The organism is Collinsella sp. D33t1_170424_A12 (assembly GCF_015554865.1).
Classification (GTDB): domain Bacteria; phylum Actinomycetota; class Coriobacteriia; order Coriobacteriales; family Coriobacteriaceae; genus Collinsella.
Window position 1 is genome coordinate 1 of the sequence record NZ_JADNJJ010000004.1, and the last position, 11,299, is coordinate 11,299.

Here is an 11,299-nt window from a genome sequence, read left to right on the forward strand (position 1 = left end):
TATCGGAGCCCTCGGGCGCCAGGCCGAAGCCATCCATGATGACGAGAAGAGCAGGAAGGTGGCGGTTAGCCATATGTGATTCTCCCTATACAAAAGAATGGGCCGCAGCGCGCGAGGCGCCGCGGCCCGATAACGAAACGGGTACTACTCCGCAGCCTTGACGACCATGGAGGAGAAGTCCGCGGCGGACAGCGACGCGCCGCCCACGAGGGCGCCGTCGACGTCGGGCTTCGCGGTGAGCTCGGCGATGTTGCCGGGCTTGGCGGAGCCGCCGTACAGCACGCGGATACCGGAGGCGAGCTCGGCGCCGAAGAGGTCGACGAGGGCCTCGCGGACAGCGGCGCAGACCTCCTGGGCGTCGTCGGCGGTGGCGGTCATGCCGGTGCCGATGGCCCAGATGGGCTCATACGCGACGACGAGCTGGGCGGGGTCGGTGATCTCGAGACCCTCGAGACCGGCCTTCACCTGTGCGACGACGTGCTCGACATAGGTGCCGGCCTCGCGAACCTCAAGGGGCTCGCCGCAGCAGAAGACGGGAACGAGGCCCGCGGCGACGAGCGCCTTGGCCTTCTTGTTCTGGTCCTCGTCGGACTCATGGAAGTAATCGCGACGCTCGGAGTGGCCGATGATGCAATAGGTGCAGCCAGCGGACTTGAGCATGCCGCAGGAGGACTCGCCGGTGTAGGCACCGGACGCCTCCCAGTAGCAGTTCTGAGCGCCCAGCTTGACGGCGGAGCCATCGAGCTTCGCGGCAACCGTGGTAAGGTCGATGGTGGGCGGGCAGACGAGGACCTCGACGCCGTTGTCGACGCCGTCGAGGGCGGCGACGAGCTCGTCGGCCAGCGTGGCCGCGGCCTGGACGTCGTTGTTCATCTTCCAGTTGCCTGCGATGAGCAGGGTGCGGTTATTCTGCGTCATTGAGAGCCTCCACTCCGGGAAGGGGCTTGCCCTCGACGAGCTCCATGGAAGCGCCACCGCCGGTGGAGATCCAGCTCATCTTGTCGCCCAGGTTGAACTTGTTCACGGCTGCGACGGAATCGCCGCCGCCGATGATGGAGGTGCAATCGGCCTCAGCGACGGCCTCGGCGATAGCCTGGGTGCCGTGAGCGAAGTTGTCGAACTCGAAGACGCCCATGGGGCCGTTCCAGAAGACGGTCTTGGCACCCTTGATGGCCTCGGCGTAGAGCTTCTCGGTCTCGGGGCCGATGTCCATGCCCTCGCGGTCATCGGGGATGGCGTTGGAGGCCACGACCTCGGGGACGGCATCCTCGCCGAAGTGATCGGCAACGCGGTTGTCGATGGGGAGCAGGATCTTGACGCCCTTCTCCTCGGCCTTCTTCAGCATCTCGCCGGCGCGCTCGACCCAGTCCTCTTCCTTGAGGGACTGACCCACGGACATGCCCTGGGCGAGGAAGAAGGTGTAGGCCATGCCGCCACCGATGATGAGGGTGTCGGCGGAGTCGATCAGGTGATCGAGAACACCGATCTTAGAGGAGACCTTGGAGCCGCCGACGATGGCGACGAGCGGACGCTCGGGGTCGGCGAAGATACCGGTGAGGGTATCGACCTCCTTCTCGAGCAGGAAGCCGGCGACGGCGGGCAGGTAGGCGGCGGGGCCCACAACGGAACCCTGGGCGCGGTGAGCGGTGCCGAAGGCGTCGAGCACGAAGACGTCGCCGTAGGAAGCGAGGGTCTTGGCGATCTCGGGGTCGTTCTTCTTCTCGCGCTTGTCGAAGCGGACGTTCTCGAGAACGAGGACGCGGCCCGGCTCGAGAGCCTCGACGGCGGCCGCAGCCTCGTCACCGTAGGTATCGGCGACGAAGGTCACATCGAGGCCGGACAGCTCGGCGAGCTTGGCGGCCACGGGCTCGAGGGAGAACTCGGGCTGGAAGCCGGTGCCGTCGGGACGGCCGAGGTGGCTCATGAGGATGACGCGGGCGTTGTGCTCAACCAGGTAGTTGATGGTGGGCAGCGCAGCCTTGATACGGGTGGTGTCGCCGACGACGCCGTCCTTGATGGGAACGTTGAAGTCGACGCGAACGAGAACGCGCTTGCCGTCGACGTCGATGTCGCGAACGGTCTTCTTGGTGAAAGCCATGAACATCTACCTTTCATTCGAATGCGGTTGCAGGACGTGCAACACGATATAAAAAGGGCGCGACCCCGGGCTGGAAGCCTTGAGGCCGCGCCCCTCTTAGACGCTTATCAAGCGAAAATGGAAGCCATCGATAACTTAGGCGACGAACTTCTCGAAGTACTTGATGGTGCGGACCATCTGGGAGGTGTAGGAGTTCTCGTTGTCGTACCAAGAAACAACCTGAACCAGGGTCTGGCCGTTGCCCAGATCGGAGCACATGGTCTGGGTGGCGTCGAAGATGGAGCCGTGGGTCTCACCGATGATGTCGGTGGAGACGATCTCGTCCTCGTTGTAGCCGAAGGTCTCGGAGATGGTCTCGGCGTAAGCCTTCATGGCAGCGTTGACCTCGTCCTTGGTGACGACCTTGTCGACAACGGCGTAGAGGTTGGTGAGGGAGCCGGTAGGCGTCGGGACGCGCTGGGCGGCACCGATCAGCTTGCCGTTGAGCTCGGGGAGAACCAGGCCGATAGCCTTAGCGGCACCGGTGGAGTTGGGGACGATGTTGACAGCGCAGGCGCGGGAGCGACGCTTGTCACCCTTGCGCTGCGGGCCGTCGAGAGCCATCTGGTCGCCGGTCCAGGCGTGGATGGTGGTCATGATGCCGGACACGATGGGAGCGAAGTCGTTGAGACCCTTGGCCATCGGGGCGAGGCAGTTGGTGGTGCAGGAAGCAGCGGAGATGATGTCGTCCTCAGCGGTGAGCTCCTCGTGGTTCACGTTGTAGACGATGGTGGGCAGATCGTTGCCCGCGGGAGCGGAGATGACGACCTTCTTGGCGCCGGCGTTGATGTGAGCCTGGGCCTTGGCCTTGGAGGTGTAGAAACCGGTGCACTCGAGCACGACGTCGACATCGAGGTCGCCCCAGGGCAGGTTGTTGGCGTCGGCCTCAGCGTAGATCTTGATCTCCTTGCCGTCGACGATGATGGCGTCCTCGGTAGCCTCGACCTTGTGATCACGGCTGTAGTTGCCCTGCGTGGAGTCGTACTTCAGCAGGTACGCCAGCATATCGGGAGAGGTGAGGTCGTTGATGGCAACGATCTCGGAGCCCTCGTGACCGAACATCTGACGGAAAGCCAGACGGCCGATACGACCAAAGCCGTTAATAGCAACCTTTACTGCCATTGTGTCTCCTTTCGTTAGGTCCCCGCAGACTCCTTGCCTGCCGTTGAGACCCACAAACTAACCACTCACCAAATATACCTTTTTTTCAAGGGGAAATGGACGGAATTGGAAACTTTCGAACGATGGAGTAATTAAAAACGTTTCAAAACAGCAGGATAATGGCATATTGAAACGCTTTAAGCATCGCTCTCCCCTGCATGGTTTTCTATGAATCAAGCAGCTTTTCCAAGCGAAGCACCCTATGATAGAGCGCCGACTTGGATAGCGGAGGGTCGGCGAGCTCCCCCAGATCGCGCAGCGACAAGTCGGGATGGGCTTCACGAAGCCGACAAAAATCCTCCAAAGCTTGTGGCAAACCGTCGCGCAAACCCCGCGCTTCAAGCTCGGCGATCAGCTCGAGCTGCCGCTGGGCCGCTCCGGCGCTTCGCGTCTGGTTTGCCAGCTCCGCGTTCACCCGTCGGTTCACATCGTTTTTCACGGACTTGACGGAACGGGCTTCGTCTATCTCGGCAACCGAACGGCTAGCGCCCACCGTCTCCAGCAAGCGTTTGATGTCCTCGGCGCTCTTGATGTAGACGGCGAAGGCCCCGCGGCGCGCGTTCACGCGCGCGGGCACGCCCAAGCTGCCGATCAGGTCCGCCAGGGCACGGGCGAACTCCTCGCCCTGCACGGCGATCTCGAGATGGAAATCGCCTCGGGGATCGGCTATGAATCCGCCGGCGATCAGCGCGCCGCGAATATAGGCGAGCTTGCAGCAAGGACGCGCCACAACGTGATGGGGCACCCCGCGCACCAGGTTGCCTTGGCGGTCGAGAATGCCAAGCAGCACCAAAGCCTTGGCGAGGTCCGGCTGATCGGGCAGCGCGATGAGATAGTTGCGCACCTTATGAAGTACGGAACGGCGCACCGTGAACTCGGTCTTGAGCTTCAAGATCTTATGGGTGAGGCCGATCATCGTGCGAGCGACGGCGCCCGTCTCGGTGGCGATTTGCAGCCTATACCGACCCGACCCCGCAAGGGACAGGGTTCCGCAGACGCGAGCGAGGGCGGCTAGCGTAGCGAGGTCGCAGTATTCGCACGCGGGCTCCTGCCGCGACAGCTCGTCGCGTACCTCTGCACTGAACGACATCTATGTAAGCACCTCCTCCAGAGCTCGCGCAAGCAGTTGCACATCGTGGGCGGCCGGCATAGCGGTCCCCGTGAAATCGCGGACGATCACGCGGGGCACCATCCGGCGCAGCCAACGCAGATCGTCGTCATCGGCCCGAATGGGACCGAACGGAGCATCTTTAGCCCGCTCGATCTGGCGGGCGGTGACGATACCCTCCCCGTTCGGCCCGGGTCCGACGAGGCTCTTACGGGCCTCCCGCTTCCACGCGCGGGGCTCGTACGGATACACCTGCTCGGCCGTTTCCGCCCGATGGACCAATACCGCATCGAGCGCGCCCTCGAGCCCCTCCTCCAACAGCACGCGCACATGATCGGCCGCGCTCATCCCGCTCGTCTCGCCGAGCGAATCGATCTTGGGGCAGACGAACACGCGCCTCGCCTTGGTTCGGACCAGCGCTTCCCGAATATCGTGCACCAAGATGTTGGGCATGATGGACGTGAACAGGGATCCGGGACCCAGTACCACGAGGTCCGCGTCGATGATCGAGCGAACAGCGTCCTCGTTGGCGGTAACCTCGCCTTGATCAAGCCAGACGCGCCGAAACGCACGCGTGCCGTAGCTGATCTGAGCCTGGCCATGCACCTCGTCGCCATCGACGGTGGAACCCGAAAGACTTATGAACTCGAGCGTCGAGGGGTGCACGCGGCCGACGCAGCCCAGCAGCTCCTCGCAGGTGCGCGTAGCCTCGATAAAGGAACCGGACTCCTTGGCCAGCGCGACGAGGATGAGGTTTCCAAGCGCATGGTCATCGATGGACCGGAATCGATGGGCGAACGCCCGCGCAAGCGTCGACTCGGGGTCGCGCGCCAGGGCCGACAGGCACTTGCGCACGTCACCCGGCGGAACCACGTGTTCGCGCTCGCGCAAAAAACCGGTCGAACCGCCATCGTCGGCCATGGCCACCACGGAGTCGATATGGGCGCCCATCAATCGGAGCGCGCGAATAAGCTGCGGCTGCCCGGTGCCGCCACCGATGGAGACCGCGTTGAACGTTGCTGGCATGGATGCACTAGCTCCTGATATTAGCCTTCGCGAGATCGCGATGGGAGATGTTCACGTGATACTGCTGCCGCTCCAGATGGCGCGCGGTCGCCTCGGCTATCGCAACGCTGCGATGCTGCCCGCCCGTGCAGCCGATGGCGATGGAGAGCTGCGGCTTGCCCTCGGCTACATATCCCGGCATGACGGCGTCGAGGAGCTTGAACCAGGCGTCCAGGAACTCCTGCGTCTTGGGATGCTCGATAACGAAATCGGCCACCTTGGCGTCAAGGCCCGTCAGCGTGCGCATCTCGGGATCGTAGAAGGGATTAGGCAGGAAGCGAACGTCGATCATGAGGTCGGCCTCAACGGGCATGCCGTGCTTGAAGCCGAAGGAGAAGACGTGAACGTCCATGAGCTGCTGATCCGCCAGCTCGGAGAACGCGCTGCGCAGGCGCTTGCGAAGCGTCGCCGTGCGCATGCGGCTCGTATCGATGACCATGTCGGCGCGATCGCGGATGCTCGCCAAAGCAACGCGCTCGCGCTGGATCGCATCGGCCGTGGTGTCCCCGCGCTGTGCCAGCGGGTGACGCCGGCGGTTCTCGCTGTAACGACGGATGAGCACCTCGTCAGAGGCCTCCAGGAAGAGCACCTTGCAGGTCATCTCATGCTCGTTGAGCGTCTGGATGGTGTCGAGCAGCTCGTCGAACAGGCCCTGGGAACGCAAGTCGCTCGTCACGCACAGATGGCGGCCCACACCGGTGTTGATGCCGATGAGCTGTGCGAGCTGCAGGATGAGGCTGGGCGGCAGGTTGTCGATGCAGAAATACCCCATGTCCTCGAACACGTGCATGGCCTGCGTGCGACCGGAGCCGGACATGCCGGTGATGATGACGATGTCGGGCACGCGGTCGGCGAGCTCGGCCGATGTGATGTCGGAGCGTTCCGTCATGCGGGCCTCCTTCAGACGAAGCTTTTAGCCTTCAAGTATACCCGCATAGACCCGGCGATGACCCAACCCTCGCGAGGGAGACACAACCCGAGGCGCCCCGCCCCCGGATGCTGGGTAAAAAATGGGCGTCCGAACGACTGCCGTTCGGACGCCCACAGGCATCAAAGCGAGTACGCGATCGCCCCCCTAATCGAGCGCCGCCTTGAACCAGCTGGTCAGGCTCGTGGGATGCGTGATCGCGGTACCCACGACGACGGCCCAGGCGCCCGCGTCGATCGCGGCGCGGCCCTCGGCGGGCGTGTGGACGTGGCCCTCGCAGATGATGGGCAGGTCAGGGAACTCGGTGGTCGCCTGGCGCAGCAGCGGCAGATCGGGACCCTCGTCCAGCGTGGTCTCGATCGCGGGCTTGTTGTGGGAGAGCGTCGTGGAAACGAGATCGAAGCCGAGCTCCACGGCGCGACGGATGTCCTCGATGGTCATGCAGTCGGCCATGATGCTTTTATCTGCGCGATCGGTAGATACCAGTTGATGAAGTACTGGTATCTACCAGATAGCAACGAGTCGGCAGACGGCGCATCGTCCCTATGAACGCAGCGTGTCGTACACCGCCCGCGCGACATCCACGGAGACCCCCTGAACGGAGGCGATATCCTCCACGCTCGCCTCGCGCAGGCGCTTCATGGATCCGAATCGCTTCATGATGGCGCGCTTGCGCACGGGCCCCACGCCCTCGACCTCATCGAGAATCGAGACGGTCATAGCCTTGTCGCGCAATTCGCGATGGAAGGTGATGGCGAAACGATGCGCCTCGTCGCGCACCTGCTTGATGAGGTAGAGCGATGCGGACCCCGTAGGCAGCACCACGGGCGTCTCGTCCCAGGGCACGAACACCTCCTCGTCGGCTTTTGCGAGGCCGCAGACGGGGATATCGAGTCCCAGGCCCTCCAGCTGGGTGAGCGCCGCGGTCAGCTGCGGCTTACCGCCATCGACCACAAGTAGGTCCGGCCGCGAGCCGAAGCGCTCGTCGGCCATACGTTCAGGCGCATAGCGTCGACCCAAGACCTCCTGCATCGATACGAAATCGTTCGCTTCATCGAGCTCGGCGCGAATCTTGAAGCGACGATACTGGGATTTATCGGGCTTTCCGTTAGTGAACACGACCATCGACGCCACCGTGAAGCGCCCATGGATGGTGGAGATATCGAAGCACTCGATGCGCAGCGGCGGCGCGGGCAGCGCCAACGCGCTCTCGAGCTGAAGCAGCGCCTGGTTGGTACGGTCGTCGGCATAGCCCGTACGTATCATATAGCGCATAAGCGCATGGCGCGCGTTGCGCTCGCACGTCTCGAGCAGATGGCGCTTCTCACCGCGCTGGGGGCGATGAAGATGGCAGACGCGGCCGCGCTTCTCGCTCAGCCACGCGCCGATGAGGTCCGCGTCCTCGAGGTCGCATGCAATGTCGACTTCGGATGGGATATCGGAGGTCTCATCGTAGTAACGCTTCACGAAACCTGAAACGAGCTCCTCTTGGGAGACGTCCTGGCCCTTGTCGAGGATGAATTCGCACGTCCGCTGGGTCCTGCCCTCGCGCACCACGAACACGCAGGCGCCCGCGATGGTCTCCTCTCGATAGAACCCGATGAGGTCGATGTCGACCTGCGCGGGAAACACGACCTGCTGGCGGTCGTCAAGACCGTTAAGCACCTCGAGGCGGCGCTTGATGCGTCCGGCGCGCTCGAAATCGAGGCTTTCCGCGGCCTCGGCCATATCAGCCTTGAGGTCGCCGATCACCTCGCTGCGGCGTCCCGACAAGAAGCGTTCGACGCGCTTGACGTTGCGAGCGTAATCCTCCTGGCTGATGGCGCCCGCGCACACGCCGGGACCGCGCCCCACGTGGTAGTCGAAACAGGGGCGGCCCTTTTGCGCGCAGACGAGCGCAAGGAGGTCCGCGTCGGCGGGATTCTTCTCGAGCAGGCGCTTCACGCGCTTCCATTCGGCGCACGACGCCGTGCAGATGGGCGTGACCTTGCGCAGGATATCGATGGTCTCACGCGCCGCGCGGCTATCGGTATACGGCCCGAAATAGCGCGTATCCGGGCGATGGCGCTCCCGCGTGTATTTGATAGCGGGAAACGCATCGCCTTTCGTGATGGCGATATAGGGATATGACTTGTCGTCTTTGTAATCGACGTTGAAATACGGGTGGTACTGAGCGATAAGGTTTCGCTCGAGCACCAGTGCCTCATGCTCGGTGTCGACCACGATGTAATCGAAGCTCGCCACCAGCTGCATCATGAGCGGAATCTTCTCACGGTCATCGGACAGCGTGACGTACTGCTTCATGCGGGCGCGCAGGTTCTTCGCCTTCCCGACGTAGATAACCTCGCCCGCAGCGTCTTTCCACAGGTAGCAGCCTGGATCTGTGGGAACCTGGGCGACCTGCTCGACGAGCGAGGGCAGGCCGCCCTCCCCCGCCGCCGAAACATGATCGGCGGCGGCGCGCTCGTCGAAGGGCGCAACGGGAAGCGACGTCCCCGGAAGGCCGCCGTGATGGAGCGGACCGGGCATCTTAGGCATCGCCCGAGCGAGCGGCCTCGCGCACGTCCCATACGTAGCGGCGGAACTTCTTGATCTGGTTGTAATACACCGCGCGCGCCAGCACCTTGTGCTTGAGCGTGTCGGAGGCGTTGTGATAGGGATAGCTCGCCTGCCCCGCGTTGTACATGCCGAGCACCTCGTCGCGCAAGGGTTCGTCGAGCACCGTTTTACGAATCACCTTGGAGGGCACGCACGTATACAGGAAGCGGTCGTATGCCTCGCGATACGGAATGCGCTCGCCCAGGATATACTCGTCTACCAGCAACTTGCCGATGTTAACGCCGCCGAGCGCCATGTAATAGGTGTTTCGGCCGGGCCTGGTGTTGACCTCGAAGAACTTATAGCGACCATCGCGTTCATCGTACTTGATATCGAAGTTGGCAAAACCGCGATAGCCCGTGCGCTTGCAGAAGCGCTTGGCGGCGTCGATGATCTCCTCCGTGCGCTCGGACAAGATGCACAGCGGGTTGCCGATGAGGTAGGGCGAATGATCCTGCACCACCACGCGGCCACCCGAAACGACGCGAACGTCACCCGTTGCATCGGAGAACGTCGTGAGCGTGCGGATGGCATCGTCCTCGCCGGGAATGAAATCCTGCACCACGAGCTCGCGGTCATAACCCGCATCGCGCAGCAGGTTGAAAATGCGCACGAGGTCTTCCGGGGCGTGGACCTCGTAGATCTTCTCCTTGCCGGGGAAGGACATGAGGTCGTAGCGCGCGGAATTGGACGGCTTGGCGATAACCGGATAGGTAAAAGAGGCGGCATCGATGGTAACCGTAGGATCGGCGCAGTTAAACGTCCAGGTACGGGGATAATCGATTCCAAGTTCCTCACACAGTTCGTAGAAGCGCTCCTTCTGCGTGATCTCGTCAAGAAGTTCGAAATCGTTGTAAGGGACCGCGAACCAGCGCGACAGCTCGTCCTTATGGGAGGAGAGCAGGCGCGCGTGCCAGTCGGCGCTACCGATGACGAGCGCCACCTTCCCCTGCTGCCTGATCTTCTCGCCGATGCGCGACAGCAGACCCACGATGGCCTCGTCGCCCTGGCCCATCTCGGGGCAGATGCGGTAATCGACGAAACGGCTGGACGAGGTGACCTGCACATCCACCGCCGAAAGGACGACGGTCTTGATGGCATAGGCCTCGTAGAAGCAGCGCGCCAGCGAATAGGCGAAGATCTCGCCTCCCAGGACAACGGGGACGAAGCGTGCGGAGACCTCCTCGCGCCTCAGAAGGGGTACGGATGCCATGGCTAGTCCTCCTTGTTCTTCATGGCGCGCAGGGCGCCGCGGACGTCTTTCACCTTATGCAGCGCGCTATAGATACCTCGCTTGAAGGGCACGTCGCGATCGGGTGCGATGCAGCGCTCGCCATCCTTGGCGAACTTGGTCTTAAAGGTATTGAGGCTCTTCGTAGCAGGCTGGAAATCGCTGCCGATGCCCATCTGGTCGTACTCGGTGCAGCCCATTCGCGAGAGCTCGCAGCATTCGAAGTAGATGAGGCGGTCGGTTGCCAGCGCGCGGGCGGAGCCTGATCGGGAGGCGCCGTAGTAACGCGTGGCGCGCGCCCCCGAGATGGTCGTCAAGGTCCAGGTGATCACCTGGCCATCGAGCCTGCCGGCGAACAGGCGGCAGTGCTCGGGGCCCAAGATGCGCAGCATGTTGCGGTACTCCTCGCAGGGCGCCGGAGTGAAGCCGTCGCGCGCCGCCGTTTCGATCATGACCTCGTAGTACTCGTCGAACGACGACGTGGCGAGCTCGGTCTCGTCGGCGAAGCTCACCTGGCACTCGCGCAGGGCCTTGCGCACATCGCGCCGGCCGCGTGGCTTCATGCGGGCGAGGATATCATCGTCGCCGCCCGTCAGATCGATGACCACGGTCATATCGTAGGGCAGCGTGGAAAGGCAGGGGCGGGTGACGGGGAGCTCGTGCTTCACCGCGAGGCGCGCGAACACCTGGCGCTTATCTTCAGCGCGGACGAACGACGCGAGCGCATCCATAGCGGCCTGCTCCTCTGCGGCAGAGGGCTCATGACCCCACACGGGGGCATGATGCGCGCGCAGATACCGGTAGCCATGTGTCTCGTACTGCACGAACGACGCTGCCGCAACGAGAGAGCCCTGATCTTCGAACGACACGAAACCCCAGGGGGAGCGACCCGGGATGGTGGACTCGAACTCCTGCCATACCGGCAGCTGTTCCACGGGAGCGTTGACACCGAGCGCCGCAAGAGCGGCCTCGTACTCCTCGCGTGCGAGCTTTTTAACCTGCATGCTATCCCCGTTTCACCCTATCTACTCTTGTTGGACTCCTCATCATAAGCCCCTCGCAGATACGGCG

At 63.1% G+C, this 11,299-nt stretch carries 9 protein-coding genes and 1 pseudogene; all 10 read right to left on the reverse strand.

What is annotated here, in order from left to right; all coding sequences use genetic code 11:
- Positions 1-144: 144 nt before the first annotated feature.
- Positions 145-918, reverse strand: a complete 774-nt coding sequence (gene tpiA, locus I2E26_RS00315; protein ID WP_147588686.1) for a triose-phosphate isomerase — start codon at positions 916-918, stop codon at positions 145-147.
- Entirely contained in the window at positions 905-2,098 is a 1,194-nt protein-coding gene (gene pgk, locus I2E26_RS00320; protein ID WP_147588687.1) for a phosphoglycerate kinase, read from the reverse strand. Before pgk ends, tpiA begins: the two co-directional genes overlap by 14 nt.
- A gap of 135 nt (positions 2,099-2,233) precedes the next feature.
- On the reverse strand, positions 2,234-3,259 hold the full coding sequence (gene gap, locus I2E26_RS00325) for a type I glyceraldehyde-3-phosphate dehydrogenase (RefSeq protein WP_147588688.1): 1,026 nt from the start codon (positions 3,257-3,259) through the stop codon (positions 2,234-2,236).
- A gap of 205 nt (positions 3,260-3,464) precedes the next feature.
- Complete coding sequence (whiA, locus tag I2E26_RS00330) at positions 3,465-4,388, reverse strand: DNA-binding protein WhiA (RefSeq protein WP_195419167.1); 924 nt, start codon at positions 4,386-4,388, stop codon at positions 3,465-3,467.
- Positions 4,389-5,432: a gluconeogenesis factor YvcK family protein gene (gene yvcK, locus I2E26_RS00335; RefSeq protein ID WP_195419168.1), complete on the reverse strand. Its 1,044-nt coding sequence runs from the start codon at positions 5,430-5,432 to the stop codon at positions 4,389-4,391. It abuts the gene before it with no gap.
- A gap of 7 nt (positions 5,433-5,439) precedes the next feature.
- Complete coding sequence (gene rapZ / locus I2E26_RS00340; RefSeq protein WP_195419169.1) at positions 5,440-6,360, reverse strand: RNase adapter RapZ; 921 nt, start codon at positions 6,358-6,360, stop codon at positions 5,440-5,442.
- Between the two features lie 186 nt (positions 6,361-6,546).
- A pseudogene (locus I2E26_RS00345) lies at positions 6,547-6,855 on the reverse strand (N-acetylmannosamine-6-phosphate 2-epimerase); the annotation flags it as partial.
- Positions 6,856-6,942: 87 nt separating this feature from the next.
- Positions 6,943-8,937, reverse strand: coding sequence for an excinuclease ABC subunit UvrC (uvrC, locus tag I2E26_RS00350; protein WP_229056287.1), 1,995 nt, complete (start codon positions 8,935-8,937; stop codon positions 6,943-6,945).
- On the reverse strand, positions 8,930-10,210 hold the full coding sequence (locus I2E26_RS00355; protein ID WP_195419170.1) for an ATP-grasp domain-containing protein: 1,281 nt from the start codon (positions 10,208-10,210) through the stop codon (positions 8,930-8,932). Before I2E26_RS00355 ends, uvrC begins: the two co-directional genes overlap by 8 nt.
- Before the next feature lie 2 nt (positions 10,211-10,212).
- Positions 10,213-11,232 carry a GNAT family N-acetyltransferase gene (locus I2E26_RS00360; RefSeq protein ID WP_195419171.1) on the reverse strand — a complete coding sequence of 340 codons (1,020 nt, stop codon included), beginning with the start codon at positions 11,230-11,232 and terminating at the stop codon, positions 10,213-10,215.
- Between the last annotated feature and the right edge of the window lie 67 nt (positions 11,233-11,299).

Excerpts from the sequence above, each read along its gene's own strand:
- uvrC (WP_229056287.1), bottom strand. The coding sequence starts at position 8,937 with ATGCCTAAGATGCCCGGTCCGCTCCATCACGGCGGCCTTCCGGGGACG.
- gap (WP_147588688.1), bottom strand. The coding sequence starts at position 3,259 with ATGGCAGTAAAGGTTGCTATTAACGGCTTTGGTCGTATCGGCCGTCTG.
- rapZ (WP_195419169.1), bottom strand. The coding sequence starts at position 6,360 with ATGACGGAACGCTCCGACATCACATCGGCCGAGCTCGCCGACCGCGTG.
- pgk (WP_147588687.1), bottom strand. The coding sequence starts at position 2,098 with ATGGCTTTCACCAAGAAGACCGTTCGCGACATCGACGTCGACGGCAAG.
- yvcK (WP_195419168.1), bottom strand. The coding sequence starts at position 5,432 with ATGCCAGCAACGTTCAACGCGGTCTCCATCGGTGGCGGCACCGGGCAG.
- whiA (WP_195419167.1), bottom strand. The coding sequence starts at position 4,388 with ATGTCGTTCAGTGCAGAGGTACGCGACGAGCTGTCGCGGCAGGAGCCC.
- tpiA (WP_147588686.1), bottom strand. The coding sequence starts at position 918 with ATGACGCAGAATAACCGCACCCTGCTCATCGCAGGCAACTGGAAGATG.
- I2E26_RS00360 (WP_195419171.1), bottom strand. The coding sequence starts at position 11,232 with ATGCAGGTTAAAAAGCTCGCACGCGAGGAGTACGAGGCCGCTCTTGCG.
- I2E26_RS00355 (WP_195419170.1), bottom strand. The coding sequence starts at position 10,210 with ATGGCATCCGTACCCCTTCTGAGGCGCGAGGAGGTCTCCGCACGCTTC.